Annotated in this window: 17 protein-coding genes, 4 tRNA genes and 1 riboswitch; of the genes, 19 read left to right on the top strand and 2 right to left on the bottom strand. The window is 68.4% G+C overall.

The window, feature by feature from the left end; all coding sequences use genetic code 11:
• Positions 1-120 precede the first annotated feature (120 nt).
• Together Raf01_RS02210 and htpX are read left to right on the top strand one after the other, a co-directional pair.
• Positions 121-1551: an NADH-quinone oxidoreductase subunit N gene (locus Raf01_RS02210; protein WP_203915981.1), complete on the top strand. Its 1431-nt coding sequence runs from the start codon at positions 121-123 to the stop codon at positions 1549-1551.
• A gap of 174 nt (positions 1552-1725) precedes the next feature.
• On the top strand, positions 1726-2610 hold the full coding sequence (gene htpX, locus Raf01_RS02205) for a zinc metalloprotease HtpX (protein WP_239133302.1): 885 nt from the start codon (positions 1726-1728) through the stop codon (positions 2608-2610).
• Positions 2611-2691: 81 nt separating this feature from the next.
• On the opposite strand, the gene Raf01_RS02200 is transcribed toward htpX, so the two are convergent.
• Complete coding sequence (locus tag Raf01_RS02200; RefSeq protein WP_203915979.1) at positions 2692-3183, bottom strand: YajQ family cyclic di-GMP-binding protein; 492 nt, start codon at positions 3181-3183, stop codon at positions 2692-2694.
• A 142-nt stretch (positions 3184-3325) separates the two neighbouring features.
• On the opposite strand from Raf01_RS02200, the gene Raf01_RS02195 reads away from it, so the two are divergent.
• Both Raf01_RS02195 and Raf01_RS02190 read left to right on the top strand, forming a co-directional pair.
• Positions 3326-3406 (top strand) — tRNA-Tyr (locus Raf01_RS02195).
• Between the two features lie 254 nt (positions 3407-3660).
• Positions 3661-4284, top strand: a complete 624-nt coding sequence (locus Raf01_RS02190) for a hypothetical protein (protein ID WP_203915978.1) — start codon at positions 3661-3663, stop codon at positions 4282-4284.
• 262 nt (positions 4285-4546) lie between these two features.
• Here Raf01_RS02190 and Raf01_RS02185 read toward each other — a convergent pair whose 3' ends face one another.
• A complete protein-coding gene (locus tag Raf01_RS02185; protein ID WP_203915977.1) occupies positions 4547-4798 on the bottom strand; it encodes a CBU_0592 family membrane protein in 252 nt (83 codons plus the stop codon).
• A gap of 13 nt (positions 4799-4811) precedes the next feature.
• Positions 4812-4879: riboswitch (guanidine-III (ykkC-III) riboswitch) on the bottom strand.
• Positions 4880-5080: 201 nt separating this feature from the next.
• On the opposite strand from Raf01_RS02185, the gene Raf01_RS02180 reads away from it, so the two are divergent.
• From Raf01_RS02180 to rplK, 15 genes are all read left to right on the top strand, one after another.
• Positions 5081-5482 (top strand): peptidase inhibitor family I36 protein, encoded by a 402-nt coding sequence (locus Raf01_RS02180; RefSeq protein WP_203915976.1) that lies wholly within the window; start codon positions 5081-5083, stop codon positions 5480-5482.
• A 121-nt stretch (positions 5483-5603) separates the two neighbouring features.
• Positions 5604-6248, top strand: coding sequence for a class I SAM-dependent DNA methyltransferase (locus Raf01_RS02175; RefSeq protein WP_203915975.1), 645 nt, complete (start codon positions 5604-5606; stop codon positions 6246-6248).
• 207 nt (positions 6249-6455) lie between these two features.
• Positions 6456-6827: a hypothetical protein gene (locus tag Raf01_RS02170; protein WP_203915974.1), complete on the top strand. Its 372-nt coding sequence runs from the start codon at positions 6456-6458 to the stop codon at positions 6825-6827.
• A gap of 186 nt (positions 6828-7013) precedes the next feature.
• A complete protein-coding gene (locus Raf01_RS02165; RefSeq protein WP_203915973.1) occupies positions 7014-8015 on the top strand; it encodes a hypothetical protein in 1002 nt (333 codons plus the stop codon).
• Between the two features lie 808 nt (positions 8016-8823).
• On the top strand, positions 8824-9048 hold the full coding sequence (locus Raf01_RS02160) for a hypothetical protein (RefSeq protein ID WP_203915972.1): 225 nt from the start codon (positions 8824-8826) through the stop codon (positions 9046-9048).
• A 122-nt stretch (positions 9049-9170) separates the two neighbouring features.
• Positions 9171-11609 (top strand): putative bifunctional diguanylate cyclase/phosphodiesterase, encoded by a 2439-nt coding sequence (locus Raf01_RS02155; RefSeq protein ID WP_203916139.1) that lies wholly within the window; start codon positions 9171-9173, stop codon positions 11607-11609.
• 79 nt (positions 11610-11688) lie between these two features.
• Positions 11689-11761: transfer RNA gene (locus Raf01_RS02150), tRNA-Thr, on the top strand.
• 80 nt (positions 11762-11841) lie between these two features.
• Positions 11842-11914 (top strand) — tRNA-Met (locus Raf01_RS02145).
• A 102-nt stretch (positions 11915-12016) separates the two neighbouring features.
• Entirely contained in the window at positions 12017-12184 is a 168-nt protein-coding gene (rpmG, locus tag Raf01_RS02140) for a 50S ribosomal protein L33 (RefSeq protein ID WP_203915971.1), read from the top strand.
• Between the two features lie 296 nt (positions 12185-12480).
• Entirely contained in the window at positions 12481-12924 is a 444-nt protein-coding gene (locus Raf01_RS02135; RefSeq protein WP_203915970.1) for an FAS1-like dehydratase domain-containing protein, read from the top strand.
• 5 nt (positions 12925-12929) lie between these two features.
• A complete protein-coding gene (locus tag Raf01_RS02130) occupies positions 12930-13319 on the top strand; it encodes a MaoC/PaaZ C-terminal domain-containing protein (RefSeq protein ID WP_203915969.1) in 390 nt (129 codons plus the stop codon).
• Positions 13320-13424: 105 nt separating this feature from the next.
• A tRNA-Trp gene (locus Raf01_RS02125) sits at positions 13425-13497 on the top strand.
• Between the two features lie 103 nt (positions 13498-13600).
• Positions 13601-14005 carry a preprotein translocase subunit SecE gene (gene secE / locus Raf01_RS02120; protein WP_203916138.1) on the top strand — a complete coding sequence of 135 codons (405 nt, stop codon included), beginning with the start codon at positions 13601-13603 and terminating at the stop codon, positions 14003-14005.
• A 15-nt stretch (positions 14006-14020) separates the two neighbouring features.
• The gene (nusG, locus tag Raf01_RS02115) at positions 14021-14755 is read left to right on the top strand and encodes a transcription termination/antitermination protein NusG (RefSeq protein ID WP_203915968.1); all 735 of its coding nucleotides are present in this window, start codon (positions 14021-14023) and stop codon (positions 14753-14755) included.
• Positions 14756-14906: 151 nt separating this feature from the next.
• Positions 14907-15338, top strand: a complete 432-nt coding sequence (gene rplK, locus Raf01_RS02110) for a 50S ribosomal protein L11 (RefSeq protein ID WP_203915967.1) — start codon at positions 14907-14909, stop codon at positions 15336-15338.
• The last annotated feature ends 37 nt before the right edge of the window (positions 15339-15375 follow it).

Below are 15375 nucleotides of genomic sequence, written 5' to 3'. Positions count from 1 at the left end.
TCGTGCCTCATCGTGCCGGCGAACGCAGTGAGGAGGTGCGATGAGCAGGCGGAGTGAGCGAATCATGGGGCTCAGCGTTTTTATGCCTCATCGTGCCGGCGAACGCAGTGAGGCGGTGCGATGAGCATCGATCAGGTTGCACTGTTGCCGGGGTACTGCGCCGCCGGTACCGCGCTGCTCGCGTTCCTGGCCGACCTGCTGGTACCGGGCCGGCGGGCAGTAGTCGCGGCGGCCACCGCCGTGGGTACGGTCGCCACGGCCGTGGCGGCGATAGCGGTCGGGCGGGGACCGGTGCGCCGGACGTTCTGCTCGGTTGGCTGCTCGTACGTCGCCGACCACCGGGCGGCCCTGATCGCGGTGGTGTTCGCGCTGCTCACGCTCGTCGTCGTCGCGCTGTCCGTGCCGAGCCAGTCGCTGGGGGAGTACTACTTCCTGCTGGGCTGCTCGATGACCGGCGGCGTGATCCTCGGGTACACCCGCGACCTGATCAGCCTGACCGTCGCGGTCGAGACGCTGACCCTGCCGCTGTACCCGCTGGTCGCCTTCCGCCGGCGCAGCGTCGCCAGCGCGGAGGGCGCGATCACGTTCTTCGTGGTGAGCGTCGTGTCCACCGCGGTGACCCTGCTCGGTGCCGCCCTGCTGTACGCGTCGACCGGTGCCCTGCACTTCACGGTCCTGGCCGGCGCGCTGCAGCAGGGGCACCGGCAGCCGATGGTGACGACCGGGGCGGTACTCGTGATCGCCGGGCTTGCCTTCAAGGTGGCCGCGGTGCCGATGCACGCCTGGGCGCCGGCCGCGTACGACGGCGCACCGGTGCCGGTCGCCGCGTACCTGTCGACCGCGTCGAAGCTGGGTGGCGTCATCGCGATCCTGTACGTCGCCGTGGACGCGTTGGGACCGGCCCTGGACATCGTGGGGCCCGCGCTGGCCGTGGTGGCGACGCTCACCATGCTGGTGGGCAACCTCGGTGCCTTGCGCCAGACCCGGATGGTCCGGCTGCTCGCCTGGTCGTCGATCGCCCAGGCCGGGTACATCCTGGCGCCGCTGGGCGCGCTGGCGCTGTCCCGCGGGCGTACCCCGCCGGCAATGTCCGCGGCGGTGGCCGCCACCGTCGGGTACGCCGTCTTCTACGTCATCCTGGAGATCGGTGCGTTCGGCGCGGTCGTCGCCCTCCGCGGCGACCAGGACGGCGGCCCGATCGCCGACTACCGCGGCGCGGCGCGGCGCGCGCCCTGGGTCACCGGCGTGTTCACCCTCTCGATGATCGGCCTGGCTGGCCTGCCGCCCGGTCTGGCCGGGCTGTTCGCCAAGGTCATCGTCGTGCGCGCCCTGCTGTCCGGCGGTGCAGCCTGGCTGGCCATCGTCGTCGCGGTCAACGCGGTGATCGGGCTGGCCTACTACGTACGGGCCGTCGGATCGCTGTTCGCGACCGGTGACGAGACGGCCCGGATCAGGGTCGGATGGCCGGTTGCGGCCGCTCTGGGCGCGGTCGCCGTCGTCGCGGTGGTCGTCGGGTTTGCGCCGCAGTTGGTGATCGACTCTCTCACCTGAAGCGACTGGTCTGGGACGTGGCGCGGCGCCAGAGGCGCCGAGCCAGACTGGTCGGAACGGAAGTGGATCATCCCCGGCGCTTTCCCAGGCTCCTTTCAGCGGATTCACGGCAAAATGCGGGAAGGCCACCCGCCGGCGGCCGCGTTGTACCGGTCAACCGGAAAAGGAGTGAACGTGCACCGGCACTTCAATGGATTCAAGACCGCGGCCCTCCTGGGCCTGTTGACCGGCCTCATTCTCGCGGTCGGTTGGCTGTTCGGCGGGAGCGGCGGCCTTGTGATCGCCGTCGTCATCTCGCTGGTGATGAACGCCGTCTCCTACTTCTACTCGGACAAGATCGCGTTGCGTGCGATGGGTGCCCGCCCGGTCGACCAGGCCCAGGCCCCGCAGCTGTACGCGATGGTCCACGAGCTGGCCAGCAGCGCACGGCAGCCGATGCCGCGCCTGTACATCAGCCCGACCGCGCAGCCCAACGCGTTCGCAACCGGTCGTAACCCGGAGCACGCCGCGGTCTGCGTCACCGAGGGCATCATGCGGATGCTGAACCCCCGCGAGCTGCGTGGCGTCATCGGTCACGAGTTGTCCCACGTCTACAACCGGGACATCCTGATCTCCTCGGTGGCCGCCGGGCTCGCCGGCATCATCACGATGCTGGCCAACCTGGCGTGGCTCATCCCGTTCGGTCGTTCCGACGACGACGACCGTGAGGGCGGAATCCTCGGCGCGTTGGCCATGATCATCCTTGGTCCGCTGGCCGCGACCGTGATCCAGTTGGCCATCAGCCGTAGCCGGGAGTACCAGGCGGACGCCTCCGGCGCCAGGCTGACCCAGGACCCGCTGGCGCTGGCCAGCGCGCTGCGCAAGATCGACGCGGGGGCTCAGGCTCTGCCGCTGCCGCCCGAGCGCCAGCTGACCAGCACCGCCCACCTGATGATCGCCAACCCGTTCCGCAAGCAAGGGCTGGCCCAGCTGTTCTCGACCCACCCGCCGATGGCCCAGCGCATCGCGCGGCTGGAGCAGATGGCGGGCAACCAGGGTCCGGTCGCGTACACGCGCTGACCGACCCCGTACCGGCCGGCCTGGTCGCCCGCTTCGCGCGGTCGGCCAGGCCGGATCCCTTTCCCGGTGAGCGAGCCGGGGCTACCGGTAGTTCGTGAACTGGAGGGCCACCCCGAAGTCGCCCTGCTTGAGCATCGCGATCACGGACTGCAGGTCGTCCCGCTTCTTGCCGCTGACCCGGAGCTGGTCGCCCTGGATCTGCGCCTGGACGCCCTTCGGGCCCTCGTCGCGGATCTTCTTGCTGATCGCCTTCGCCTTGTCCGAATCGATGCCCTGGATGATCTTGCACTCGATCCGGTAGGTCTTGCCCGACGCCTTCGGCTCGCCCGCGTCCAGGGACTTCAGCGAGATGTTGCGCTTGACCAGCTTCTCCTTGAACACCTCAAGTGCGGCGCGGGCCCGGTCCTCGGTTTCGGCCGAGACGGTCACCGCGTTTTCGCCAGCGGAGCTGACCCGCGCTCCGGTGCCCCTGAAGTCGAACCGGGTGGCCAGCTCCTTCTCGGCCTGGTTGAGCGCGTTGTCGAGCTCCTGCCGGTCGACCTTGCTCACGATGTCGAAAGATGGGTCTGCCACGTCGTCTCCTGTTTGCGAAATTCGTCCATCCAGCTTGCCACGTACCCACCGGCGTGCCGACGGTACCCGTTTGCGCGAGCCCCAGGTTGTACCGCTATCCTTGCTTCCGCTACCGTGGCCGAGCTACGGCAGCGATTGTCACGGCGGGTTGCCCGAGTGGTCAAAGGGAGCAGACTGTAAATCTGTCGCGAGAGCTACGGAGGTTCGAACCCTCCACCCGCCACAGCCTCGCAAAGCGGCCCCTGAGCAGCGGAAACGCTGACCAGGGGCCGTTCTCGTGAATCCCGTTCAGTCTCACCCGGACCGGTCCAGGCTCAGTCGCCGCGGCAGATGCGTGGCAAAGCTTGGAGCACGATCCAAAGCAGTCAGGTGCGTGGCCGAGCAGTTGCGCGCCGGTCCGCACATGGTTGGAGATCCGCCTGGGGCAGTGGCTCACCCGAGGTGGCCGAAGTGGGCAACAGTTGGGCGTAGCTTGTCGTGAAACAGCGTCCAGCGCTCACGAATCTGATCTATATAGGCGGGTTTTACGTGTCTCTGTCCGACGCCGATGTAGCCGCCGATCTGGCACCTGCGGGTCTCCACTTCGTCGCACGAGACCGCGCCGCAATCCGGATTCCGGTCGAAGCCGCGAATCTCGCGCCGTGCTGCCGCGACGAAGACGGGCGCATCGACGGGCCGTCCGTTGACCTCGATGACTCCGATCGGGCCGGCAAGATCAATGCTCAATGGTTTCGGCTTGCCACCGGCTCCGGCCTCTTTGATGAGCATCGAGAGTTCCTGCTCGAAGTCGACTATTCCGAAGCCCCCGATGAGCCAGAACTGGCCTGGGTGCGGGTCCAACTTTCCGACGAGTGGGACATCGCTGGCAGCGGCGCCTCCGCGCTCGGGAGCTACGGCGTTCCCGAGTTCAGTGCCTTGTCCATCGACGAACGGGTGTTGATGCGAACCACCAGATGGGGCAATGGAACGGTCAGCTCTCTCGTTGTCCCGTCGCCGGTGAAGGTCTCGACGATCCGCAATTACGTCGAGTGGATGACGAACAGTTCGTTCTATCCGTTCGCGGTGCAAGAAGCAGCTCGCGTATGGCTGACAACGAGATGACGTCTGGCGCGATCGCGGTAGCAACAGCGGCCAGTGGCACAAGACTCGGTGTAGGTCGCCAGTCTGCCGAGAGCGATCTCGATGGACCCACCACCGGTACAAGTGAAGTAAGCACTGAGATGGCCTGATCGTACCGGGAAGGGGCCGACGCTATAGGTGTCCGCCTATCTCGGCGAAACTCGCGCGAGAACCTTTTTCTGCCGAGTCCATCGGGGTGGGACATCCACCCGCGCGGACGTTGGCGGGTCGCGGACATGGCCGATCAATGCGGCGCTGCCGGTGTCTGTCCCGCCGCCTTCCGCGCGATCGAATAGATCGACATCAGCGCCCATGCGCCCTCGAGCAGGATGAAGCCCCATTCGAGCCTCACGACCGCGGTGACCGTCAGAACCGCCGAGCCGACCGCGTTGGCGACGAGGTAGCGGTAGCTGGACTGGTTGAGCCGGCCGAGTTGGGCGGCCACGAACGCGGCCAGGATGAGCAGCGAACCGACGACCTGGATAACGTCATACATAGCGAAAACACCACCGACACCGTCTTGTCGCTGTCCGGGTACGGTGTGCCTCGTCCGGACGCCCACCTCCGCGGGCGTACCCGCTTGACTGTAACGAAACGGCCCCGGCGTTGTTCCGGCCGCCGCAACCCAACCCTGGCCGTGAGGACGGGCCCGCGGTACGCATAGCAGACGCATAACGAACGTATCGATGGTGTTGCGCAAGCTCGAAGGTGATCCCGATCGGATCAGCCGGAGGCTGCCGGACGCGGATCACCTGTCGTCAAGCGAAGGGATCTACCCATGCGCAGACTGATCGGTACGTTGGCCGCTCTCGCCCTGGCCTCCGTCCTGGCTGTGGCCGGCCTTCAGGCGCCGGCGTCGGCTCAGGCGTCATCCACGGCCGGTGTCGCCACGCCGGCCTACACGGAGTGTCCCAATGGTGTGGGCTGCGTCTGGGACGACATCGGCGGGTACGGGAACATCTTCGAGATCGCGTTCTCGAAGTACGGCGGTAAAGGCTGCCAGAACCTGCCGTCGAACTTCGACAACAAGGTGAAGAGCGGGCTCTCGGACTACGGCAGCGGCCACCGGCTTCGGCTGTGGGAGAACCAGGGATGCACCGGCGACTACGTCACCGTCGACAACCAGTTCATCGAGACCTTCATCGGCAGTACCGGATGGTCGGCGTTCATCATTCTCTGACGAGCGGCGATTTCCGTCGGGCGGCTGGCCGGCCAGCCGCCCGACGGCGGCATCGTGCGCGGTCGGCCGCCCGAACAGCCGGATCTCCGGCACCGGCAGGATCCGGCTACCGTCGTCGCCCATGAGCGAGCCGAACTACCTGACCGAGACCCGGGCGGGGTACGACGCCGTTGCCGTCGAGTACGCCGAGCGCCTGCGCGACGCTCTCGACCGCCAACCGCTGACACGAGCGCTGCTGACGGCGTTCGCCGAACTGGTACGGGCGGCCGGCGGCGGGCCGGTCGCCGATCTCGGCTGCGGTCCCGGCCACGTGACCGCGTACCTGCGCGACCTGGGGCTGACCGCGGCCGGTGTCGACCTGTCGCCGTCGATGGTGGAGGTGGCCCGGCGGGCGTACCCCGGTCTGCGGTTCGACGAGGGTTCGATGAGCGCCCTGGACCGGGCGGACGGTGAGCTCGGTGGGATCGTGGCCTGGTACTCCATCATTCACACGCCGCCCGAGCGGCTGCCGGCGCTGTTCGCCGAGTTTCACCGGGTGCTGGCGCCGGGCGGGCATGTGCTGCTCGCGTTCCAGGCGGGCGACGAACGACTCCGCGTCGAGCGGGCGTACGGGCAAGCGGTGTCGCTCGACGCCTACCGGCTGCCGCCGGACCGGGTCGCCGACTTGTTGAGCCAGGCGGGACTGGTCATGGTCGCCCGGCTGGTGCGTGAGCCGGACGAGACCGAGAAGGTACCGCAGGCACATCTCCTCGCCCGCAGGCTCTGAGGCGAGGCCGGCTGAGTGGGTGTCCGCGCGTGGGCCGGACGGGATATCGACGGTTCTGCGCGCCGCTCCTGGAAAGCGCCTTCTACCTGGTCCGGTCCGCTGCGCGATGTTCGTCACGAGCGGTTTACGACCGTCCCCTATGGGGAGTAACGTCCACTCATGCCCCTCGTTGCGTCGCCCCGCCACCGGCGGCGTTCGCATCGATCCATGCCGTTGCTCGTCGGTCTCGCCCTGCTCTCCATGGCGGCCGGCGCGCGCTACGGGCATCCGACCCCCCTCACGGCGACCGGAGTGTCGGCTGCGGCCCGCATCGTTCCCGCCGACCTGACCGTCTCAGAGCCCCCCGTCCCCGCTGGCTTCGCGGCCGACGCCGCCGGCGCGCGCCAGGCGGACGCCGACATCGCTCCGGCCCGAGGCGGCGGCAGTGAGCAGTGGGTCGCATACCGCGCCGTACCTGTCGCGGTCGTGTCCGCCCCGGCGTCCAACGACACTCAACAGCCTCCGGTCGCGCCGCCGCTCGTCCTGTCTCGCACGACCGTTCCCGCCGCCGTCGGCTCGCGGGCTCCTCCTCTCGCATGACACCGGCGACCGCTTCCGGTCGCCGACGGCTCCACGCCACCCTTCTGTTCCCACACGGGTAGACCGTTTCCGGCCGTAGGCCGTCACTCAGGTTCACACCCGCACCGGCCGCCTCGCTCTTCCGGGGACGTTCCCCCGGGGAGGTTCCCTTCGGGGGCGGCCACCGCACCGCCAACCGCATCGATCATGGACGAGGTATCGATCGTGGGACATTTCGTCATGCATGAGCTTCTCTTCGACGTACGTGAGGCACTGACCATCTGGCTCGGTCTGGTCGCGTTGACCGCGCTGGTGTGCGTGGTCCTCTCCCTTAGCAGCCAGCGCGGCCGGGAGCGGCGCGCCGCCCGCCGAGCACAGCGGGCCCGCCGGGCCGCCCTGCGCCACAAGCGCAAGGAGTTGGCCCGCGCCGCGGCGAGGGCCAGCCGGGTGGCGGCCAGCGACAGTACGCCGACTCTGGTGCTGACCCGGGTCGGCGACGGCGGCCGGACACCGGTGGGCGCGGCCTCCTCCGGCACGGACGGCGACCGGGCCGCCGACCCGGTCGCCGAGTTGAACCGCTACGCCGCCGAGGTGGCGGTCGCGGCCAGCCGCGCGTCGGTGACCGCCGAGCGGCGCCGGCAGGAGTGGCACGCGGTACACAACGCGCAGCAGGCGGCCTGGAGCGCGTACGAGGCCGCCGACCGCGCGGCGCGGCGTGCGATCGAGGCCGCGGCGTTCCCGCTCCCCGCCGACGACGACCCGGCGCTGTCCGCGGATGAGGCGCAGCGGCGGGAGAGGTACCTGTTGCGGGCAGCGACCGGCGCGTACCACCGTGGCGAGCTGACCATCGAGCAATTGAGCGCGGCGATGATGCACCGCAACGGCTGGGATCCGCGGCTCCATCCGTTCGAGCAGGATCTGATCCTCCGCTGCGCTGGCCGGTCCCGGCTGCTGCGCACCTATCAGGGGTTGTCCGAGATCGAGCGCACCGCCTGGCACCAGGCGGACATGGCCGCGGCGGCGCGACGCAGCCTCAACGAGGAGGCTTTCGCTGCCGCGATGCGGGTTCACCGCGCGCAGCACCCGGTCCCGGCCCCCGCTCGCCGCGCGCCGGCCTCGACCGAGGATCAGGGGCGTGCGACACGGCCGTCTCCCGTGGCGCGCGGCCGGGTGGGGGTCCAGTGGGGGCGCGGCGTCACCACGCCGTAGGTCGGCAGGATCGGTTAGGACTCATTCGTCCCATTGGGCCTGTGCGGTCGGGTCGACGCGCGATGGGCTCGGGAGTGGCGGTTAGTCCGAAAAAGGGCATATCGAGTATTGCTGCTATTCCGTCGTTAATTGTGGAATCCGGGCTCGGGAAAGGGTCTCCGCTGTAATGGGTGAAATTTGCCGGGAAGCAACACCCGTTCGTCGAAGCGGTGATCTCTCGGTGGTTCCGAATAGCCGATGAACGGTGGCCATTCGGAAGAATCCGGTAACGGTGCGTGGTTCCGTCTCGCTATTACTCGCTGTACTGGTGTCCGAGTGCGGGCGGCCGGCGGGCGGCCGGTACCCGCCACGGTGCTCGGGTGGGTGTGCGAGCGGTGTCCCCGCGTCCGTTCGTGCGTCCGGTTACCGGGGGGCGGGGGTCGGCCAGCGCTTATGTCGATCCCTCCTACAAGAAGTAGGGATTCGCTGTAGGGCAAGGGAAGGATCTAGCTGGGGTCGTCGCCAGCGGGTCCGGTGCGCCGGTCTGACTGCCCGGGTGGCGGTGGGGTGCGGGCTCACCCGGCGAGCCGGAATGCGCTCATGATGATCATCCGTTCGGCTGATAAGGTCATGCCCTTTCGGCCGGGTGGCGCACTGGCTTACGGCCATTCCCGGCCACTTCCGCTGCTCCCGCCGTCGCATTGGGTGAGAATTGGCGAGTCAAACGGCTCAAGGGTGAAGCTGGACTTTTGCTATGACGGCTTCTGTGGCACCATCATCACCATTACTCCTCGCAATCCATCGACTTGTTACACCGACAGGAGCTGCTATGCACGTACGCGGACTGCGCACTGGCGCACTGCGGCTCATCGCGGTGGCGGCGGTCGCGCTTGGTGTCGCCCTCCTCGTCTCCCTCTCGCACGCCCGCACCGTGGCCGTGTCGAGCGATGACACTGTCCCGGCCGCCATCGTCGGCGACGACGGGTCATCCACGAACGCTGGCTTCTTGGGCGCCGCGCCGGTGTTCAGCCCGCTGGAAGGCGTCTGGGGCTAGCCGCTCCTGGTAGGAGTGCGGTAGGTGTCGTGGCTCGTCCTGTATCGGTTCCGCGTGGAAAGTCCGACTATCTCTCCTGGTTGATCACCGGGCCGCTGGTCGGGCTCACGATCCTGTTCGCCATGCCGGCGGTGATCCACCGGCGACCGCTGTTGGCGCCGCTACCCGAGACGCTGCTCTTCCTCGCGATGTTCGTGGCGGCTGATGCCGTCTCGCTCAACATCGACGTTCGCCGGCATGCGCTGATCATCGCGCTGACCGAGATTCCTATTATCCTGTCGCTGTACTACCTGCCGCCGCTGACTCTGTTGGTGATCCGCGCCGTTGCCCGGCTGATCGCGCAACTCCGGCAGGGGGCACCCCCGGTCAAGTTGGCGTTCAACGTCTCCAACGCGCTGGCCGGCATAGCGGTGGCCAGCCTGATCGTGACGTACTTCGGTCCGCTGGACCGCACTCCACGCACCTGGCTTGTCCTGTTCGTGGCGGCGTTGAGCACCAACTTGGTCACCGTGGTCTCCGTGGTCGGCGTGATCTCGCTGATCCAGGGCGGCGCCTCGCTGCGCCGGATGCTGCGCACCGCGACTCCGGGCGTACTCGTCGGCAGCATCAACGGCGCGGTCGGGCTGCTGGTACTGATCACCATCCAGCGCAGTCCGTGGGCGATCCTCCTGCTGGCCGGCCTCGCCGGCGCCGGGATCGTGATCTACCGGGCCTATGCGCAGTCGCTGCGCCAACACCGGTCGCTCAGCGAGATCTACGACCTGACCCGCGCCGTGTCGGAGACCCAGAACGACGCCACGCTCGCCGACGTCCTGCTGGTCCGGACCAGGGATCTGCTCGCCGCGGAGTGGGCGACGCTGTGGCTGCCGGCGCAGGGCCGGTTCCCGGAGACGTTGCTGTCGGCCCGGGTCGACGACACCGCCCTGACCGACCTGTCGGCCACCCCGGAAGCGTTGCGCCGCCGCGCGGCCGAGTCGGGCGAGACGGTGGCCGCCGGACCGAAGCTCGGCGACGAGGAGCAGTTGCGCGCCGCGCTGCGGGAGACGGGTACCAAGGACGCGATCGTGGTACCGCTGCGCTCCGGCGGGGCGGTGATCGGCACGCTGGAGGTGGCCGAACGGCTGGGTGGCTCGACCACCAGCTTCCGGGTCGAAGACGTTCAGCTGCTGGAGACCGTCGCGATCCACGCCTCGGCGGCCGTGGAGAATTCGCGGCTGGTCGACCGGCTGAGGTTCGACGCGCACCATGACGCGCTCACCGGGCTGCCCAACCGACGGCGAATGCTCAACGCGCTGGAGCAGGCCGTGAAGGTGCGCGCTCCGGGTGAGGTCGTCGCCGTACTGCAGTTCGACGTGTCCGGACTGCGCGAGGTCAACGAGTCGCTGGGGTACGCGGCCGGCGACGAACTGCTTGCCGAAGTGGCCCGCCGGCTGCGTGAGGCGGCCCCGGCCGCCGCGCTGGTCGCCCGCCTCGGCAGCGACGAGTTCGTGGTGATGCTGCGGGCTCAGGGCACAGACGCCACGGTGGGCCTGGCCGGCGAGCTGCGGCAGGCGCTCCAGGAGCCGATGGAGATCGGCGCACTCCAGCTCGACGTGGACTCCGCGGTCGGGATCGCGGTACACCCCGATCACGGCGCCGACCCCGGGATCCTGCTACAGCGCGCGGACGTCGCCACCCACGTGGCGAAGTCGATGTCCCCGCCCGTCCAGCTGTTCAACCTCGGCCTGGAGTCCCGGTCCAGCCGGCGGCTCGGCCTGGCCGGCGACCTGCGCAAGGCGCTGGACAACGGCGACATCACCGTGTGTTTCCAGCCGAAGGTGTCGTTCCGCAACCGCCGGCTGATCGGCGTGGAATGCCTGGCCCGGTGGGAGGGCAGCGCGCACGGGTCGGTCTCGCCGGAGGACTTCGTCGCGGTGGCGGAGCACACCGGACAGATGGGCCGGCTCACCGAGGTCGTACTGCGGGAGGGCCTGCGCCGGTGCCGGGAGTGGTCCCAAGCCGGCAGGCCGCTCAACGTGGCGGTCAACCTGTCGCCCCGGACCCTGACCGACCCGGAGTTCCCGGACTGGGTCGGTGGGCTGCTGGAGGAATACAGCGTCAGCCCTGAGCAACTGACTCTGGAGATGGCCGAGAGCAGTGTGATCGCCGGCACGGACCGCCCGCTGCCGATCCTGCGCCGGCTCAATGAGATGGGCGTACGGCTGTCGGTGGACGACTTCGGTACCGGGTACTCGTCGCTGTCGTACCTGCGGCGCCTGCCGGTACACGAAGTCAAGATCGACCGCGCCTTCATTCAGGGCATGGCGACCGACCCGGACGACCTGGCGATCGTCCGCGCCGTCGTGGACCTGTCCCGGCACTTCGGGCTGAGCGTGGTCGCCGAGGGCGTGGAGAGCGAACTGACGCTCTCGCTGCTCGAAGAGGTCGGCTGCGATATCGGTCAGGGATTCCTGTTCAGCCGCCCGCTGTCGTACGACCGGCTGGAGGCGTGGTTCGCCGCGCAGACCGAGCCGGAGCCCACACCTGCCGGGGAGGTACGGCGGCTTCGTGCCGTTCCCTGACACCCCGGATACCGGTTCGACCCGCACCGGTGAGTTGTGTACTCTTACCCGGTGCGCCTCTCCAGACGGAGAGTGTGACGCCCCCTTAGCTCAGTCGGCAGAGCGTCTCCATGGTAAGGAGAAGGTCTACGGTTCGATTCCGTAAGGGGGCTCGACCTGCCAGTTGACGCCGTCGGGGTCCTTCCGGGCGATACCGGCGGGTGGCTTTTCCGGTAAGTGCGGGAAGGCAGTTGGCGGTGTAGCTCAGTTGGTAGAGCAAGCGGCTCATAATCGCTGTGTCGCCGGTTCAAGTCCGGCCACCGCTACGTAGTGATCGGGCGCCTCAGGGTCGCCCGCTTTGCGTCCGTGGCCGCCGCGCGGCTACTCTGGAACGCCGAGCATCCCAACAGCGAGGAAGGCACTCCGCCGTGGCTAAGGCGACCGACGTACGTCCCAAGATCACACTGGCGTGTGTGGAGTGCAAGGAGCGCAACTACATCACGCGTAAGAACCGCCGTAACGACCCCGACCGCATCGAGCTGAGGAAGTTCTGCCCGCGCGACGGCAGGCACACGGTACACCGCGAGACGCGGTAGCTTCAGCGGCCAGCTGAGCCGGCCGGACGCCCGGTCCTCGCGAAGGCGGGACGGCCCGGCAGGCGCCCGTGCGGGGCACTGCGGCCAGGTTCGACTAGACATCGTCCGCCGATGGCGGCGCCCGGAATCCTCGGGCGCCGCCATCGGTGTTTCCCGTCCCGCTCGGGCGCCGCCGCGGCCGGGCCGGGCGGGAGCGCCCATGGACGCGCGGCAGTGGCGCGGCAGTGGCGCGGCAGTGGCGCGGCAGTGGCCGAGCAGCGTTCCCGGCGCGAACGGCCAGGCGGTAGGTTCGCAGGATGCCGCTGGATCCGTCGTACGAAGGTCGCACCTACCCGCCCACCGAGCCCTACCGGGTGGGCCGGGAGAAGATCCGCGAGTTCACGGAGGCGATCGGCGCCGAGGATCAGGCGTACCTCGATCCGGAAGCGGCCCTCAAATTGGGCTACCCGGATGTCGTGGCCCCGCCGACCTTCGCGGTCCTGCTCACCAACTCCGGCATCCGGCAGCTGCTCGACGATCCCGACCTCGGGCTGGACTTCAGCCGGGTCGTGCACGGCGACCAACGCCTCCAGCATGATCGCCCGATCCATGCCGGAGACGTGCTGACCTGCCGGAGCACGGTGGAACAGATCATGTCGCGGGGCGGGCACGACTTTCTCACCGCCCGGACCGAGGTGTTCGACGAGGACGGCGAGCGGGTCGTCACGGGCTGGTCCAAGATCGTGGTACGGGGAGAGTGAGCGGGATGGATCTGGCGGAGCGCAGGTACCGGATCACTCGGGCAGATCTCGTCCGGTACGCGGGCGCGTCCGGCGACTTCAACCCGATCCACTGGAGCGACCGGATCGCGACCGGCGTCGGCCTGCCCGGCGTGATCGCGCATGGCCTGTTCACGATGGCGCTGGTGGGACGCGCGGTGACCGAGTGGGTGGGGCACCCGGCGCCCATTGTCGACTACACTGTCCGGTTTGCCCGGCCGATCGTCGTTCCGGACACCGATGAGGGCACGGAGCTGGTGATCAATGCCGTCCTCAAGAGCGTGACCGAGGACGGAAACGCCGTACTGGATCTCACCGCGACCTGCGAGGGCGAGAAGGTACTCGCGCAGGCGCGGGCGACGGTGCGACAGGCGTGATCCTCGTGCGTGGGTTCCGCTTGGGAAAACCCGGTCGATACCCGTACACTGGTCGGCCGTGGGGCGATCTAACCCTGGTCAGGCATGGCCGGGTGTGCTCCTCGTAGGGGTGTGGCGCAATTGGTAGCGCAGCGGTCTCCAAAACCGCAGGTTGCAGGTTCGAGTCCTGTCGCCCCTGCAGGCCATGACGGACGGCGGGTCGGCCGGCCCGCATCGACAGAAAGAGCGCGGTAGCGATCCGCGGCGCGTGACATATCACCTCGGAAATGGAAGAGGGCGAAGTGGCCGAGAGCAAGCGGCGCGATGAGGACGCCGTGGATGAGCACCTCGATGAGGTGCTCGACGACGCTGTCGACGATGACTCCCTCGACGACGAGGACGCGTCGGCTGCAGCCCGGAAGGCGACCGCGGTCCGGACGAAGTCGAAGGACGATGGCGACAAGACGGACAAGAAGACCGTCAAGGACGCATCGGACGACCGTCCCGGAATTTTCGGCCGCATCGGCCGGTTCATTCGTGAGATCGTTGCTGAGCTGCGCAAGGTCATTTGGCCGACGCGCAAGGAACTGCTGACATACGCGACGGTCGTCGTTGTGTTCGTCGCGATCATGCTGACCGTCGTCGGACTGCTGGACCTCGGGTTCGCCAAGGCCGTGCTGTTCGTGTTCGGCAAGGGTCAGAAGTAGGAGAAGAGAAAAGCCGTGCCTGAGTACGACGAGACTGCCCGTACCCCCGACGACGTGACCGACGCCGAGGCGGCGGAGATCGACGCGTCGGCCGAGGCGGCCACCGTACCGACGACCGCCGTCGCCACCGTTGACGTCGACGCCATGGACGGCGAGGAGGGCGACCCGGTCGAGCAACTGCGCGCCGCACTGCGCTTCGCGCCCGGTGACTGGTTCGTGGTGCACTCGTACGCCGGGTACGAAAACAAGGTCAAGACCAACCTCGAGACCCGCATCACGAGCCTCGACATGGAGGACTTCATCTACCAGGTCGAGGTTCCGACCCGGGAAGAGGTCGAGGTCAAGAACGGCAAGCGGCTCCAGGTCCAGAACAAGGTGTTCCCGGGCTACATCCTGGTCCGGATGGAGCTGACCCCGGAGTCATACTCCTGCGTGCGCAACACGCCGGGGGTCACCGGCTTCGTGGGCGCCACCGACCGTGCCGACCGCCCGGCCCCGCTCTCGCTCGACGAGGTGCTGAAGTGGCTGGCCCCGGCGGCGACGGTGGAGAAGGCCAAGGCCAAGCCGGAGGTCAAGGTCCTCGACTTCGAGGTGGGCGACTCGGTGACCGTCACCGACGGCGCGTTCGCGTCGCTGCCCGCCACGATCAGCGAGATCAACGCCGACCAGCAGAAGCTCAAGGTGCTCGTGTCGATCTTCGGCCGGGAGACCCCCGTGGAGCTCAACTTCAATCAGGTCGCGAAGATCTGATTCCGCGCGGATCGGGCGGCCGGCGAGAGCCGGACGAAGCCGCCCGTGGCGTCGCGGTACCCTGAAACGTCCGGCCCGGGCCGTGTCGTACCGTGCGACGCGATCGGGCCGGCAGTATGTGCCAACATCCAGCCCAGGAAAGAAAGCTGCCATGCCTCCGAAGAAGAAGCTCGTCAAGACCTTCACGCTTCAGTTGCCGGCTGGCCAGGCGACCCCGGCTCCGCCGGTCGGTCCCGCCCTCGGTCAGCACGGCGTGAACATCATGGAGTTCGTGAAGGCGTACAACGCCCAGACCGAGTCCCAGCGCGGCGACGTCGTCCCGGCGCAGATCAGCGTCTACGAAGACCGGTCGTTCACCTTCATCCTCAAGACGCCGCCGGCCGCCCGCCTGCTGATCAAGGCCGCGGGTGTGCAGAAGGGCTCCGGCGTCCCGCAGGCGACCAAGGTCGGCGCGATCACCAAGGCCCAGCTGCGCGAGATCGCCGAGAAGAAGATGGCCGACCTCAACGCCAACGACATCGAGATGGCCGAGCGGATCATCGCCGGCACTGCCCGTTCCATGGGCATCACCATCAAGGACTGACCCCCGCAACACCGTGGGAGGACGCGGGTGCGTCCGC

Source organism: Rugosimonospora africana, assembly GCF_016862975.1.
Classification (GTDB): Bacteria; Actinomycetota; Actinomycetes; order Mycobacteriales; family Micromonosporaceae; genus Rugosimonospora; species Rugosimonospora africana.
This window is presented reverse-complemented; position numbering and strand designations above follow the sequence as displayed.